Genomic DNA, 15,309 nt, shown 5'->3' with positions numbered 1-15,309 from the left:
ATTACCTATTTTTAAAAAGGTTTGACAGAATTTTTTAGGGAGATTATTTGAAGAAGATATAGTTGGTACCAATGTGGAGACCGTTGTCCTTTTTAATACCGGTGCTCACGAGGAAAGCTTGTATTGATCTTATCTATGGAAGTCGATCCCTATATCTTAATTATCAATTGGATCTTTCAAAAACCATATGAAAATCATTAGCAGCAGAATAATCATATTTTTAAAGGGATGAGATAAAATGGTTAAAAACTTTTTTGCTGGCCGATGGGGTATTATCTTTGTTGGCGCGGCTGATCGCAGATGCCGGGTATATGTACGCAGCCACGATGAGCTGTCAGGTGCAATCTTATGACCTTTTTACACCGGATGTGGGAGAGCTTTCGTTTCTTACTGATAAAATCGCACCCCATCCCTTTTATACCCGGGGATTTATTCTCCACCAGGACAACCAGGTTCTGGATCTCATTGCCAGGGCCTGTAAGCATCAAAACAGCGCCAGGCACCTTTTGGTCAAGGGAAGTTGCAACTATGTGGTCTGTGATGGCAAAATCACAGACCGGGTGGATCAGCCGTCTTTTGAGGCCATGGAAGCTGTGGGCGGGATCGGTGATACCCTTACCGGCCTTGTCTCCGCTTTGGTGGAAATCGGCAGATCCATCCAGGATTCCATACGGATCGCTGCCCTGGCCAACCGCCTGGCAGGCGCCTTGGTTAGCCCCTCCTCGGCCTCTCAGGTGGCTGACATCATCTGATATATCCCCCCAGACCTTGTCCCGGGCCATTGAAAATGAAAAGGATACCTGAAAATGACTGATTCTGACCCTTGTGGTCCAGGCCTGATCCGGCCGGATATGACGGTGCTGGATATTGTTTCAACATTCAAAGCCACCCAAGCCGTGTTCAAAAAGTGGGATGAAAAAGCCGGGGAATGCATCTGCTGCAATGCCCTGTTTGAGCCCCTTGAAACGGCTGCTGCAAAATACAGCCTTGATCTTGACGCCCTTGTAAGGGATCTGGAAAACGCTGCAATTCATGTCAGCAGTCCCAAAACGACCACCAAGGCTCAGGGATGACACCCTCTGCTGTCAAAATTCTGGAGGAACAGATCTATGATACATCCGGTTTATCTTGATTATAACGGCACCACCCCCAATGATCCCAGGGTCATTGAGGCCATGCGCCCGTTTATTGACACCCTATTCGGCAATCCCTCCAGTTCACACTGGTACGGGATCCAACCCAAGCGGGCTGTGGAAGCCGCCCGCAGACAGGTGGCTGATTTTCTGAATTGCAAGCCCCATGAAATTTTTTTCACCTCAGGCGGCACTGAATCCAACAACCATGCCATCAAAGGCATGGCCCGGGCATTAAAAGAAAAAGGCCGGCATATCATCACCACCACCATAGAGCACCCGGCCGTATTGGAAGTCTGCCGCTATCTTGAAACCGAGGGGTTTGAAACAACCTATGTCGGGGTGGACCCAACCGGCCGAGTTCAAGTCGATGACATTTGCGCTGCCATCCGGCCGGACACCATCATGATCTCAGTGATGCATGCCAATAACGAGGTGGGTACGATCCAGCCGGTCCGGGAGATTGCAGGCCTGGCCCATGAAAAAGGCATTCTGATGCACACGGATGCCGCACAGAGCACAGGAAAGATCTCCACAAATGTTCAGGACCTGGGAGTTGACCTGCTCAGCATGGCAGGACACAAACTGTATGCCCCCAAAGGCATTGGGGCTTTGTTTATCAAAGAGGGCTTTTTGCCGGAAAAATTCTGCCACGGGGCAGGCCAGGAAATGGGATGGCGGGCAGGCACAGAAAACGTCCCCTGGATTGTGGGATTGGGCCAGGCCTGTGAACTTGCCGGTCAAAGCCTGCCCCAGGCCCAGACGCACTTAAAACAGATGCGGGATCGGCTGCATCAGGGGGTAGTCGACCAATTGGATAACGTCCAGCTGAACGGCGATCCCAAAGACCGGCTTCCCAACACCCTGAGCCTGTCATTCAAATATCTTGAAGCCAACCGGATTTTAGAAGAGATCGGCCTTGAGGTGGCTGCCTCAGCCGGTGCGGCCTGTCATGCCAATACGGTCTCCTTGTCCCATGTGCTTGAGGCCATGCAGATTCCTGAGCAGTGGGCCAAGGGCACACTTAGGTTTTCCACCGGGCGCATGACCACCAGTGACCACATTGATCAGGCCGTAACTGTTGTGGTCCAGGCGGTGAAGCGCCTGCAAACGGATTAGGGGCTGCCGGAAACAAAAAGGCCTGTCCCCCTCAGAATCAGAATAAAAGGTCCAGGCGGTTATGGGGGTGTCAGTGAATCTCATCCACGAATAACGTGAATTTAGACAATGCTTCACACCGGTCCTTGTAGAGAACAATGGGGTTTTCATACCGGACCCCGATTTTTTCTTCAGGACAGGCATACTGCATGGCGCAGATCAGCACCTCATTATTTACTGGACAGTCTTATCAACTTGGTGTCTATTATTATGGGGTAGTGGAATTTGATTTTGCCCCTATGAATTAATTTTCCAGTGCTCACTATTAGGATCACCTAACAGTTAACATAACTTGCATGAATATTGAGTCTTCCAAGGTTCAACAATTCAAACAGTATCATTGACTTTATGAACAAATCAAAACACCATTAATTAAAAGGGAAATTTAAATTCAACTGAGTGATCTTTGAACTATAATCCAGGGAACATTCATTAAACGTGCAGATTTCTTTTTATAAACACTTTTCCGCAATACCAGATATTGCGGTAGAAGGGTGGGGCCAACTCTCGTATCTGAGAAAAGGGTCAATCATTGACCCATAAGAATATAAAAAGGGTGCAGATTTCTCCGTACCCCTTAAGAGTTGTAAACGCTTTGTTATTAAATCTCTTGGCCGTTTTTATCCATAACTTTAATGTCAATCATTTTACCGCCATCCAGGCGGTACGGGCGTTTTTTAGCATCCAGCAACCACGCGCCAAACCGCTTTGTTTAAGGGAATCTTGAAAATCGTTTTTGCACTGGTTTATAAATTTTTGCATTGTTTTACAATAAAGTTCCCCTCGGAGGGGAGCCTATTTTTCCCTTTTGTTGATCGCATCCTGGAAACTGATGACCTCTGCCTTCTCAATTTTCTGAATATCATCCAGCACTTTAATCCCTTTTGTTTTGATCGTGACCAAAGATTTCAAATATAAATCAGTGGTGGTCAAATTCCTGTGTCGCAAAATCTTACTGATTTCCCCCAGGCTTAAATGGTATGATAGCAAGGCGGCTATATGGTGCCGGATACAATGCAGGGTAAAATGCTTTATTGGCTTATCACTTACCTTTGCAACAGATGTCAACCTGGGCATAATATCATTTACCCATGACTTTTTGAGTTTGGCACCACCCATACTTAAAACATATTCCTTGTGAGTCTTTTTTTTAGACAGGTCAGACAATATCATTAAAAGATTAGCCAAATTTCTTTTGGTATCTATGACAATTTAGGCGGCTGAATACTCCACCTTCGGATAATTAGTCATGACTGCTATACCACTGCCCTCCTAACGATTGCATCTGCCAATTGGACTTGGCATCCTGGGCGTCTTTCAATCGAGCCTTGAGAGTATCACAGAGGGCCATGAGCTTATCGACCTTGACGACTATGCGGTGTTGTTCGGCGAGGGGGCGGATCTTCATTTTCAGTGTTTACCCACATAATTATCACAAAATTTCCCCTCATTGTTTTGCTATTATGAAATTGGTGTAGGAAACAGAAAGAACCGGTTACATTATTTTTAATCATTATTAAATAAGAGATCATTATGCTTAAAATACACACATCTTTAATTTTGGAAATGCAGAAGGTCTTTGATATTGGCATTACCGGGTTTTCTTTTATCACCACCTATTGTATCAAACAAAATCTGTTGCCAAAAGGACTGAACAATTTATCCACAGGCCAGAATTGTCACAAAGATTATGGCGAATAATGATGTAAAATTAATTAGTTATACAAAAAAATGCAGATGAAATAAGTTGAACAAGAATAGCGTCGAATTTTGGTTTGTCTACAAGGCGCATTAAAGATTCAATAGCAGGTCTATTGAACCTTTAATGCAATGCGGTAGATGGGGCAGAAGCCTCTCTATTTCGTTTACGTTATAAAATTTGCGGTCCTAAAGCACAACAAATTTTCCCCCATTGAAATGGATCTATGTTTTCAGGATGGGGGAGTCAACTTCGAGAGTATTGTATCATGGGCCTAAAAATAGATAAATTTGATCAAACCGAGCAGAGAAGCCATACCGGACTGCAAGACCGCCGAAGAAATCATGACCGGCGTAACATTGATGACCGCCGAGCCAAAATGGAAAGACGTCGTGATTTTCGGGAAAATCCAAATGGCCAACCCAAATCTTTCCGCATCTGGCTGCGTTCCTTGATAAACCCACGACTGGGCCTTGACAGACGAAAAAGATATAGAAGACAGGACGACAGGAGACGGTCACAATACAACGATGTTCTTACCCCGGAAGAAATTTCAGAACTTCTTTCTCTGTAACGTTTTTTGATTGCCAAGGCGGTTCGTATTCCGGTGATCGGAATATCCTGATCACGGGTCCAAGGTGCTGGAATCATATTTTGACCAACCCCAGATACAAACCATTGGCTTTTGGATTTAATTAAATTTGCCCATGCTCGGGTCCGATTTTGCCGACGGCAATAAATCCTGATACCCGACCACGTTCAAGACCTTTTTAGCCGCCTTGCCTTAAATGAGGGCTTCAGCCCCATTTAGCCGCTCCAGACATTGCATAGAATTATTTTATCAAGGGTGTTGCCTGTACTATTCGCCATAGGGGACCAAATATATAAATAGGTGCCTTGTTTATTATATATAGATGTGGGTACAGAAGAATTGCCGGGGATGATATCCACCCTGAAATGTTTTTTTGCTTTGTGACTTCAAATCACGGCTTACAAATCCTACATGGAGAATACCCGGCCTTAAGTGCTTCGTGCCGATTCAGAAAAACTTTTGTGCAATTCTTGCAATTGAAATACCGGCACCCGGGTCCATGGAATTTCAGATTTTTAACGTTCCCCCCGACCAACTTGCATGATAGATCCTCACTGCCGATATCAACTACCTTCCCGGCCCATATATTCAACCCCTGTAAACTTGTCAGAGCACATCAGTATAATGGGCATGAAAGTTATTCAAGTCTATCAACTTTTAGTTCCTGATAAATTTTGGGGTCATAATTCAGAAGATTATACGTCAAAAATAAAAGGAGAAACTCCAAAACATGCAAGTTGCAGGGATATACGCAAGAGTCTCTTCGGATATGCGTTTGAGAGCAGTTGCTTCAGCCAGTGCCATCAAATCTTCCTCTTGGAGGAAATCATCAAAACTACTTCCAATATATTTATCTTTCATCCTTAATCCTCCTGATATTGTTTCAACCTTGAAAGAGCTGTTTTAAGCTCATTCTTGGGAATTTTCTGCGATTTTTTAATAAAACCGGCAATAGAATCATGATATTTCCGTCAACAGTGAATAAAATTCTTGCAATTCCAACCCGTCCCAAATCGCTTTTACTGCCTCTTTTTCAAGATAATGGTAAAACATATTTAGCCTTGACATCTTTTCCTTGAACTATTAGAAAAGCCATCTTGTTGCTTTTCTAATATAAGGAAAAATCATGAAGGAAGTTGATCAATCGGTTTCATTGAGTCTTTGTGCCGACATTGCCTGGGTCCCCCTGGTGCAGTCCCTGGTGGAGCAGGGAGCCCCCGTTTTCGGGCTGGATCAGAACAAAACCCTGCGCCTGGTGATGGCGGTTGAAGAGATTGTGGCCCATCTGGCCAATACCGCACCGGGCACCCGGATACAGTTAAATCTGAAACCTGGCGGCTGGCATGTGCTGGCCGATTTTGCTTTTACGGCAGATCCTTCGGAACTCTGGGCTATGACTATTGCAGCCAGATCCGATACCTTCGTCCCCGAAGGGATGGATCATCTGGGCCTGCTCCTGGCCTCGTGCATGGTGGATGGTTTTACCGTGCACCTGGAAGGAGAAGTCGTACACCTGGCCCTGCGCCAGGATCTCACTTATCTCCCGGCATCACCTGGAAAGGCAAAACCTGTCCGGCAGAGAGGAGAACTTGCCATTGACAGTTCCCCGGAACCCGCCCTGATCAAGCTTGCCTGCCTCCGTTCCCTGGAATTTTATCCTTCCTTTAAATTACACCAGGCCTTTTCCATGCCCGGCAAAGCGGCGGACATGGTGGCAAAAGGCGATCTTTCAATGGCTGTGGCCCTGGATGGGGTAGGTGCTCTGATGGGTATGATCTGCTGGCATGTCTCCTCCGACCAGAGCATTGGTTTTTTTGGCCCCTACGTGTTTGCAGGGGGAGAAAAGACCGCTTCTGGACTCACCGACCACCTTATTCATTGCATTGCACGTACCCGGGCCATGGGGCTGTTTAGTGAGCTTGCCACCGACGATTTGCCCATGGGTGCGTTTGAGTCCTTGGGGCATTTTGATCTCATCCAGCCAAAGGGCAAAAAATTATGCCGGGAGGTTTGGTACCGCCATCTGGGTGAAGACATGGGCGCATCGGTATGGGCCCATCCCTCAATGGTGAATTTTCTTGAAAAATGCTACGATCAACAGGTGCTCATGCGGGATATTCGACAGACCGACGGCCTGGGTGAGCGCCTGCCCCGACGTTCGGTGTTTTCTGCCATTCTCAGGCCGGAAGCAGGAGAGGTGACCCTTTTGCCCATGGTTACGGGAGAGGATGCAAAAGAGTGCGTGGCACTCCATGTGGAGACCCTGAACCGGAAAAATTTTTCCAACATTTTTTTCAAGCTTGACCTTGCCCATGGCTGGCAGGCGTCCCTGGGTGGGGTACTTATGGAGACCGGGTTTAAGCCAAGACTGGTGCTGCCCTATGGCGGTAAATCAGATGTGGTGGTGTTCCAGCATGTTTGACTTTGATCTCAAACACCTTGTGCCGTCCCATATCCAGGCCTTTGAGACCTATTATCCAAGCAAACCAGATCGGGAACTCATGCGCCTCTATGGCGTGGACCACCTCCACCGTCTGAACAACAACGAAAATGCCCTGGGGCCCCCCCCCGAGGTGTTTGACGTTGTGCAAAGATTCTCTGCCGGGAACGTGCCCGTATATCCCAACGGCGATTGCTTTGACCTGCGCCAGAAACTTGCCGAAAAGTTTGGAAAGGATGCGGATCAATTTTTGGTGGGCAACGGCTCCTGCGAGGTGATTTCCTCTGTCATCAAAGCGTTCTGTGCAGAGGGGGACAACATCATCACGGCGGACAAAACCTTTGCCGTGTATGAATGGGTGGCCGAATTTTCAGGATTTGAGGCCCGTCTGATTCCCCTGAAAGATGACGCCTTTGATCCAGAGGCCATGCTTGACGTCATGGACAGGCATACCAAGATTCTCTTTGTGTGCAATCCCAATAATCCCACGGGCACCTACTGGGACAGTTCCACCATGACAGATTTTCTGGACCGGGTGGACAATCGCGCCATGGTGGTCATTGACGAAGCCTATTGCGAATATGTGGAAAAAGAGGACTTCCCCGACGGCATGGCACTGCTTGAACGTTATCCCAATCTAATTGTTTTTCGCACCTTTTCCAAAATGTACGCCCTTGCTTCACTTCGCATCGGGTATCTGTGCGGTACCAGGGAAGCTGTGGACATGGTGCGCCGCACCCACATTGTTTATTCGGTGAACACACTGGCCCAGCGTTCGGCAGTTGCTGCCTTGTCCAATGACGGTTCTTTTATTAAACAGACCCGCCAAATGGTGGGGAACGCAAAGAGACTGCTCTGTGAGATGCTTGACAAGCTTGGCATGACCTACATCAGCAATGAAGGTAATTATATGATGGTGCTGCTGCCCATATCCGATACCCTCATGTATCGAAAACTAATGAAAGAAGGCGTCATGGTCCGCACCATGACAGGGTTTCGTTTTCCCAACTGGATACGAATCAGCCTTGTCCAATTGCCGGTGATGGAAGCCTTTTGCAAGGCTTTTTTAAATGTCTTAAAGAAAACCACATGAAACCTGAAAGGTGATTTTTTGAATCAGATAATTGTAACGCAGGAGGTGCCCCTTGATTAGGGAAAGAGGATATTCTTGGCCATGAACACTAAACCATTAAACATGGGAGAAGGTAAAGTGTTGACGGTGCTGTTGGGGCTTGCTGCTCCTGCCATGGTCTCCATGTTTTTCCAGAATCTTTACGCCCTGGTGGACACGGTTTTTGTTTCCTGGCTTGGTACCGTTGAACTTGCTGCCCTGTCCCTGTCGGTGCCCATGCTTTATCTTGCCATGGCCGTTGCAAAGGGGGTGGCTGTGGGCTCAACCTCTCTCATGAGTCACGCAAGGGGGGCCAATGACAACGACAGAGCTGACACCATCACCAGATCCTCCCTGCCCCTGGCCCTGATTTTTTTGCTTCCCTTTTGCCTGCTGGCTTTCCCCGGGGTAAACGAATCCATTTTCGGGTGGTTCAATGTGGACAATGGGGTGCTTGAAGAGGTTAAAAAATTCATGTTCTGGCTGGGATGGACCTTTCCGGCCATGGGCTTTGCCATGGTGTGCGAAAGTGTTTTTTTGAGCCATGGAGATGCCAAAACCCCCATGAAGGCGATGATTCTTGGAAATATTGTCAACATGGCCTTGGACCCCTTGCTCATATTTTCTTTTAAAATGGGCATTGCCGGTGCCTCGCTGTCATCCCTTATCGGGTGGACCGTTTCCGGGTGGTTTATGTGGCGTACCCTCAAAGGCCAGGGAAGACAGATGCCCCGATTGTTTTGCAGCCGCGCGGAGGCCAGGACCTGGAAGGAGATAGGGATTTTGGGAATTCCTGTGGCCATTGCCATGCTGGTCATGCCCATATCCATGATCGGTTTAAACTATGTGCTGGCACCCTTTGGTCCTGCCTATGTGGGGGCCTGGACACTTTCCGCACGCATGGAGATGATGCTTATCCTGCCTCTTTATGGTTTGTCCTGTTCGCTGATCCCCTTTGCCGGGTTCAACCTGGGAGCCGGGAATTCACATCGTATTCGCGAAGCGGTGAAGGTTTCGCTCATGGTCTGCTATGGCCTGCTTTTGCCCCTGGGGGTGCTGCTCTGGTTCAATGCCCCTCTAGTGATTGGTCTGTTCCGGCCCGGCAGGGAAGTTCTTGAATTGTCTTCCTATGCATTCAGGGTCTCCCTGCTGGGATATTGGCTGGTGCCGGTGGAGCTGATTGTCACCGGCCTTGCCCAGGGGATGAAACGTCCCCGGTATACCCTGATTATCAATGTGGCCCGGGTGCTGCTTTTGAGGCTGCCCCTGGCCTTTATGCTCGGGGCTGTCTGGGGTGGCAAGGGGGCCTATATCAGCCACACCATTGCCATGATGATCACCGGTACGGTGAGCATTTTTATCCTGCGCCATCTGCTCTTCCTCGCGGACAGCTCATGCACCCGTGACCCGGTGGCGGGTGGGGTGTTAAAAAATATGAATTTTTAAAGGATTGAAATATGATTTATTTTGTTATTTTTATTATCATACTGGTTCTGGGCGAGGTTAAGGCCCGCAAGCACTACTACGAGACCCATGGTTTGCCCTACGTACATAAAAAAATTGAAGAGTACCTCTATAATGAATTCATTGAGGAGTGCGGCCCGCCGCTGCACTGGAAGTTAAAACCCGGCTATGGCAAGGGGCAGATGCACATCAACAGTCTGGGGCTGCGTTCCCCGGAGCCCGAACCCGGGAAAAAACGCATCTGGGTGGTGGGGGAATCTGATTTTTTCGGACCCAAACTGGTTCGGGAAGAGGCCTGCTGGTTCAAGGTACTCCAACAGCATCTGGACAGCTCCGGCTATGAGTATCAGGTGATGAACGCATCCATAATCGGCTACAACATGGCCCAGAGCGCTGAACTTGTGACATCTCTTCCCATTCAAAGGGGCGATATTGTGCTGCTCCGGCCCAATACCAATGATGTTTCCATTGCCTATATAAAGGGCAGTGCCTGGAAAGAAGACGATGCCTGGTCCCTTGATTTTATTCACAAGCTGCAAAGGCACAAGGTTTGGTATCTTAAGCAACTGGACAGAACCTGCCTTGGCATGTTTTTAAGACGAAAAATTTCAAAAACCGAGGACAGGGGCAGTGCTTTTAAACCTGCACCCGGGTTTCAATGGGAGCGATTGCTGGATTACGAAGAGAAAAAACTTTTATCCATGGTTGAGTATGCAAAGGGCCATGGTGCAGATGTGGCCTTGTTTGATATTGCAACAAGCTATGGGCCGGAGGTTAAACCTGAGGATGAGCCCAAACTTTCAGCCATCCAGGCCAATTGGGAGGGTCTGGTGAAGGGCTGGAGTCAATATCAGTTTGGCATTATAGATGAAGGGGTTAAAAGGGTGGCAGAACCCATGGGATTGCCTGTATTGAAAATTTCCCCTTACATCTGGAATCATCCCAAACGGTATCTGCTTTTTCTTGATCTGGTTCATTTTAATGAAACGGGCCATGGGGTTATTGCCCAGGGCCTGTATGAAACGCTTGTGGAAAGTAAACTACTCACTCATGGAGAAAAATGATGGCATTGGTTCAATTGATCAAACGCCTTGGGGCGGCAAAAAGGATGATTGATCCGGATCAGGATACGGTGGTGGGACTTTTCTGTGATGAAGATGCCCTGGGGATATCCCTTCTCTATTATGAGATTTACGGTGATTCCTTTCCGGTTGAACATGTCTATGACCCGGAGGAGGTGAAGCAACGTAATCACACCGATGACCAGCATACCCTGGTGGCCCGCACCTCCGGAGGAGACATCGTGGGTATGGCTGGCCTGTTCTGCCATGCCCCCAACCGGAATGTGTATGAGGCAGGACAGCTCATGCTGCTCAAATCCTATCGTCACACCCGGGTATCCACAGATATTAACCGGTCGATCCTTGGAGAGTTGCCAGAAACCTTGGACCTGTCTGCGATTTTTGTGGAAGCGGTGTGTAACCATCCAGTGTCCCAGGCAATGGCCCATAAGCAGGGATTGCGTGCCACAGGGCTTGAACTTGAATGCATGCCCGCCGGTGTTTACTCAAAAGAAGGTGGGGTTGTCAGAAATGTCTCTTTGCTCTTGATGTTCAAGGTTCGAAAGCACAATGCCATGCCGGTGTATATGCCTGAACCCTATGCTGAGTTTATGGGCAGGCTTTACGGGCAACTGGGGTTGGAACGAAGGAATGTGCCCGGGGATGTTCTTACCGGAATCACAGAATTCGAGGAGTTCCTGCTGCCCGATGCCGGGATTGCCCGGATCACGGTGAACAAAGCCGGAACCGACTTTGGCCGGGTTCTCCATGATCTGGAAATAAGGGTCGGCAAAGAAACCCTTGTCCAGATATATCTCAACCTCGGGGACAGGGCATGTCCAAAGGCCGTGGGCCTGCTGCGGGAACAGGGATATTTTTTTGGCGGACTGCTCCCCCTCTGGTTTGAAAGTGATGGCCTGATCATGCAAAAGCTTCCAAGGGAACCTGACTGGGAGGAGGTGCACCTCCATGACGCAGATGCAAAAGCCATGATGGCCTACCTGCGCCAGGATTATGGGAGTGTCACCTGCCTATAGGGCGGCCAGGCGAAGCAGAAGATTGCCTGTCACCTTACGGCGATAATCGGCGCTTGCCCTGACATCACTGATGGGGCTCACGACTGACCGGGCCAGGGTGGCGGCATGCTCCAGGCTGGCCAGGGTGAGCTCTTTGCCCTCCAGGGCCGCTTCCGCTTTTCGGCTTCTGACAATGGTGGGTCCCACACTGCCCCAGGCAAGCCTTGCCTCTTTTACAATGCCCTTGTGAATATTTAAAAGGGCTGCAAGGCTGACCACGGATATGGCCAGGGCCTTTCGCTGACCCACTTTTTCGAAATGGTGAATATTGAACGGGGCAGGACGGGGGATGATGATTGAACTGAGAATTTCATTGTCTGCCAGGACTGTCTTACCTGGGCCTTTAATAAAGTTTTGAAGGGGCAGGACGCGGTTGCCTCTGGCTGATTGAAGCGCCATCCGGGCATCCAGGAGATAAAGGGCTGGCAGGGTATCTCCGGCCGGAGATGCCGTGCAGATGTTGCCGCCCAGTGTTCCCATGTTACGAATAAGGGGGGAGCCCAGGGTGGATATGGATTTGTGCAGTATGGGCAAATGTTCTTGGATGAGATGATTGTGGAGAAGTTCCGTAAGGGTGACTCCGGGTCCAATGCGGATCTCATCTTTTGTTTTTTCAAGGGTGTTCAGAGCACCAATCTTTTCCAGGCAGACCACGGCGGGTGGTTGTTTGCCCCCGGCCCCCAGGCGGACCAGGAGATCCGTGCCCCCGGACATGATTTTGTACTCCGGCTGATGGTGGAGGATTTTCCACAGGTCTTCAAGGGATTCCGGCAAAAAGGGAATCATGATTTTATCTCCTTCATGATTGCGGCAGCGTCTTCCACCGCGTCCACGATTTTATGGTAGCCTGTACAGCGGCAGATGTTGCCGGATATGGCTTTGCGGATCATTTCACGGTCCGGCATTTTTTCATTTTTCAGCAGCTCCGCCGCCGTCATGATCATACCCGGTGTGCAATAACCGCACTGGACAGCACCCTTTTCGGCAAAGGATTGCTGCAAGGGATGGGGAACGTTATCCGTGGCAAGGCCTTCGATGGTGGTGACCTTCCGGCCATGGAGTTGGGCTGCCAGCATGAGGCAGGAGAGCTTGGTCACACCGTCTATCCAAACGGCACAGGCCCCGCATTCTCCCGATCCGCACCCTTCTTTGGGGCCGGTTATGCCACAGTTTTCCCGTAGCAGATCCAAAGCGCACATGGAGCCGTCCGCAGAGAGCTTGACCGGTTGGCCGTTGAGTTCAAATTCTATATTCATGATGTATCCTTTTGGTGTCTATCCAGTGCTGCAAGTACCCGTTCCGGAGTGAACGGGGCATGATTCATGGGTAACCCGGCATGGGCCATGGCCGATGCCACCGCTGGCAGGGGAGCGTTCATACCCACTTCCCCGATTCCTTTCATGCCAAATGGGCCGGAGTGTTCAATGGTTTCCACGGCATGGGATTCAATGTCGGGAAGATCCAGTGATGTGGGCAGTATATAGGTGGAGAAATCCTTGGTGACAAGCATGGCTTCATGGGTTTTGACCTCTTCAAAAAGGGCATAGCCCAGTCCCTGGGCAACTGCGCCCTGGACCTGTTGCTCAAAAACCTGGGGATTGAGCACCCGGCCGCCGTCGGTGAAGGCCAGGTAGTCATGGACAATGATCTCTCCTGTGAGTTCATCCACCTCCACCCGGGCACAATGGGCTGCAAAGGGATAGATGAGGTGGGGAAAACCGAGTTTGAACGTTTCGCCCCCTTTGGGCATTTCAGGTGTGGTGGGCATGAGGTATTCGGCCATGGAAATTCGGTCATCTGGCATCATCATGCCTGCAAGATCAGCCAGGGAGAGATCCCGACCCGAGGGCAGGTGGCGAACGCCCCCGGGAATCATGGCAAAACCGGAACCATCGTCAACAAGAAGCATGAGGGCTGCCCGGTTAAACAGCTTGTCCCGCATGGCTTCACATGCTTTAATCAGGGCCTTGCCATAGGTGTAGGTGGTGCGCCCGGCCGTTGCCGATCCCGAGGGGTGGGTGCGATCCGTGTCCGGCTGGATCAGCTCCATTGTCTCCCGGCGCTGGCACAGGATTTCGCCTGCAATCTGCACAAAGGTAGATGCATTGCCCTGGCCCATGTCGCTCACCCCATTGTAAACCCGGATAAGGCCCGATGGGGTTAGTTTTACCTTGGCAATGGCATAATCGGCCAATCCCCGGCCATAGCCCATGCCATTGAAAACAGCGGATATGCCCACGCAGCGGCGTTTGAATGGCGGGGCAGCGGCAATCCATTTCTTCCGGGTTTTCCATAGGGAATGATCGGAAAGTCGTAACAGGCATTCCTCCATGCCCGTTGAATGGGTCATGGTTACGCCTGCACAGTTTCTGTCACCGCGAACCAGAGCGTTTTTTAGCCTTAACATAAGGGGGTCCATGGCAAGTTTGGCGGCCAGTCGATCCATCATGCCCTCAAAGGCAAAGCAGACCTGGGCCACGCCAAAGCCCCGGAAGGCACCGGCGATGGGATTGTTGGTGTATATACAACGCCCTTTGGATTCCATGTTGGCAATCCGGTAGGGCCCCCCGGCATGTTCCAGGCCTAAGGCCATGATCTCCACTCCCAGGTGGGCATAGGCACCGGTATCGTAATCGAGCTGACATTGAAGGGCCACAAGGGTGCCGTCTTTCTGGGCTCCCAGTTTGTAGTGCATGCGGGCACCATGGCGTTTATAACCGGCAAGCATGCTCTCTTTTCTGTCCCACCACATTTTTATGGAACGTCCCTTTACATGCATGGCGGCCAGGGCCAGGAGGCATTGAACTGTGGCACCGTCCTTGCCGCCGAAAGCGCCCCCCAGATAGGGATTTATGATATGAATTTTGTTGTGATCAAGGCCCAGGGCCCGGGCGATCTCAAAACGATCCCGGAAGGGTGCCTGGGTGGAAACCGTGAGGTGGAGTATCCCCTCCTTGTCAAGCCGGGCCACCCCGTTTTCGGTCTCAATATAGGCGTGTTCCTGGACAGGGGAGAAAAAGGTCTCTTCAAGGATGATATCACAATGGGGCATGGCCTCACCCGGATCACCCTTGGTGATGGTAGCAGATTTGAGTACGTTGCCTGTTTCAAGGCCGTGGACCTGGGGGGCCTTCTCTTCAAGAGCTGCATCCATGGAGTCAACAATGGGGAGCGGGGTGATATCCACCTCAATGAGTTCCAGAGCACTGGCAAGGATCTGCCGGTTTTCGGCAACCACCAAGGCAATGGCATCTCCGGCATGGCGCACCTTGGTGCCGCAGAGTACAGGCATGTCCCAATATACAAAGCCCTGGCGGTTTGAGCCGGGCACATCCTTGCGGGTGAGCACGCAATGGACGCCTTTCAGGGCCTCGGCCCGGGCCGTGTTCACGGATCTGATTTTGCCGTGGGGAATTCCTGATCGAAGGGCACCGGCCCACAGCATCTCCTCTGTGTAAAGATCCGAAGCAAATTTTTCTTTTCCCAGAGCCTTGTCAAGGGCATCAAAGCGGGGGGAACGGCGGCCTATCTCCTGTATGGATGATGAAGTATTCATGCAAGGGTTTATGAACCGG

General features: G+C 50.1%; 15 protein-coding genes. 10 read left to right on the top strand and 5 right to left on the bottom strand.

Annotation, left to right across the window (positions count from 1 at the left end; translation table 11 throughout):
- Positions 1–254: 254 nt before the first annotated feature.
- The 3 genes from ACZ45G_RS18215 to ACZ45G_RS18205 are packed head-to-tail and all read left to right on the top strand — an operon-like array spanning position 255 to position 2,252.
- A complete protein-coding gene (locus ACZ45G_RS18215) occupies positions 255–752 on the top strand; it encodes an NAD(P)H-hydrate dehydratase (protein ID WP_464171912.1) in 498 nt (165 codons plus the stop codon).
- 54 nt (positions 753–806) lie between these two features.
- Complete coding sequence (locus tag ACZ45G_RS18210; protein ID WP_464171911.1) at positions 807–1,073, top strand: hypothetical protein; 267 nt, start codon at positions 807–809, stop codon at positions 1,071–1,073.
- Positions 1,074–1,109: 36 nt separating this feature from the next.
- Positions 1,110–2,252, top strand: a complete 1,143-nt coding sequence (locus tag ACZ45G_RS18205; RefSeq protein WP_464171910.1) for a cysteine desulfurase family protein — start codon at positions 1,110–1,112, stop codon at positions 2,250–2,252.
- Between the two features lie 834 nt (positions 2,253–3,086).
- Here ACZ45G_RS18205 and ACZ45G_RS18200 read toward each other — a convergent pair.
- Positions 3,087–3,410 carry a hypothetical protein gene (locus ACZ45G_RS18200; RefSeq protein WP_464171909.1) on the bottom strand — a complete coding sequence of 108 codons (324 nt, stop codon included), beginning with the start codon at positions 3,408–3,410 and terminating at the stop codon, positions 3,087–3,089.
- Positions 3,411–3,824: 414 nt separating this feature from the next.
- Between ACZ45G_RS18200 and ACZ45G_RS18195 the strand changes: the two genes are divergently transcribed.
- Positions 3,825–3,992 carry a hypothetical protein gene (locus ACZ45G_RS18195; RefSeq protein WP_464171908.1) on the top strand — a complete coding sequence of 56 codons (168 nt, stop codon included), beginning with the start codon at positions 3,825–3,827 and terminating at the stop codon, positions 3,990–3,992.
- Between the two features lie 266 nt (positions 3,993–4,258).
- Positions 4,259–4,564: a hypothetical protein gene (locus tag ACZ45G_RS18190; protein WP_464171907.1), complete on the top strand. Its 306-nt coding sequence runs from the start codon at positions 4,259–4,261 to the stop codon at positions 4,562–4,564.
- 720 nt (positions 4,565–5,284) lie between these two features.
- On the opposite strand, the gene ACZ45G_RS18185 is transcribed toward ACZ45G_RS18190, so the two are convergent.
- A complete protein-coding gene (locus tag ACZ45G_RS18185) occupies positions 5,285–5,443 on the bottom strand; it encodes a hypothetical protein (RefSeq protein WP_464171906.1) in 159 nt (52 codons plus the stop codon).
- A gap of 265 nt (positions 5,444–5,708) precedes the next feature.
- Between ACZ45G_RS18185 and ACZ45G_RS18180 the strand changes: the two genes are divergently transcribed.
- From ACZ45G_RS18180 to ACZ45G_RS18160, 5 genes are all read left to right on the top strand, one after another.
- A complete protein-coding gene (locus ACZ45G_RS18180) occupies positions 5,709–7,004 on the top strand; it encodes an ATP-binding protein (protein ID WP_464171905.1) in 1,296 nt (431 codons plus the stop codon).
- The gene (gene hisC, locus ACZ45G_RS18175) at positions 6,997–8,115 is read left to right on the top strand and encodes a histidinol-phosphate transaminase (protein ID WP_464171904.1); all 1,119 of its coding nucleotides are present in this window, start codon (positions 6,997–6,999) and stop codon (positions 8,113–8,115) included. The genes ACZ45G_RS18180 and hisC overlap by 8 nt, the downstream gene beginning before the upstream one ends.
- A gap of 81 nt (positions 8,116–8,196) precedes the next feature.
- Complete coding sequence (locus tag ACZ45G_RS18170; protein ID WP_464171903.1) at positions 8,197–9,579, top strand: MATE family efflux transporter; 1,383 nt, start codon at positions 8,197–8,199, stop codon at positions 9,577–9,579.
- A gap of 11 nt (positions 9,580–9,590) precedes the next feature.
- Positions 9,591–10,661, top strand: a complete 1,071-nt coding sequence (locus tag ACZ45G_RS18165) for a hypothetical protein (protein ID WP_464171902.1) — start codon at positions 9,591–9,593, stop codon at positions 10,659–10,661.
- A complete protein-coding gene (locus ACZ45G_RS18160) occupies positions 10,658–11,695 on the top strand; it encodes a GNAT family N-acetyltransferase (protein WP_464171901.1) in 1,038 nt (345 codons plus the stop codon). The genes ACZ45G_RS18165 and ACZ45G_RS18160 overlap by 4 nt, the downstream gene beginning before the upstream one ends.
- On the opposite strand, the gene ACZ45G_RS18155 is transcribed toward ACZ45G_RS18160, so the two are convergent.
- Genes ACZ45G_RS18155 through ACZ45G_RS18145 form a run of 3 tightly spaced genes read right to left on the bottom strand, consistent with a single transcriptional unit; the run spans position 11,690 to position 15,290 of the window.
- Positions 11,690–12,520 carry an FAD binding domain-containing protein gene (locus tag ACZ45G_RS18155; protein WP_464171900.1) on the bottom strand — a complete coding sequence of 277 codons (831 nt, stop codon included), beginning with the start codon at positions 12,518–12,520 and terminating at the stop codon, positions 11,690–11,692. The genes ACZ45G_RS18160 and ACZ45G_RS18155 overlap by 6 nt on opposite strands.
- Complete coding sequence (locus ACZ45G_RS18150; RefSeq protein WP_464171899.1) at positions 12,517–12,990, bottom strand: (2Fe-2S)-binding protein; 474 nt, start codon at positions 12,988–12,990, stop codon at positions 12,517–12,519. Before ACZ45G_RS18150 ends, ACZ45G_RS18155 begins: the two co-directional genes overlap by 4 nt.
- Positions 12,987–15,290 carry a xanthine dehydrogenase family protein molybdopterin-binding subunit gene (locus ACZ45G_RS18145; protein ID WP_464171898.1) on the bottom strand — a complete coding sequence of 768 codons (2,304 nt, stop codon included), beginning with the start codon at positions 15,288–15,290 and terminating at the stop codon, positions 12,987–12,989. The genes ACZ45G_RS18150 and ACZ45G_RS18145 overlap by 4 nt, the downstream gene beginning before the upstream one ends.
- Between the last annotated feature and the right edge of the window lie 19 nt (positions 15,291–15,309).

Source organism: Desulfoconvexum algidum (assembly GCF_055382125.1).
Note: the sequence above shows the minus strand (reverse complement) of the source record. Positions and strands in the feature narration are given on the sequence as shown.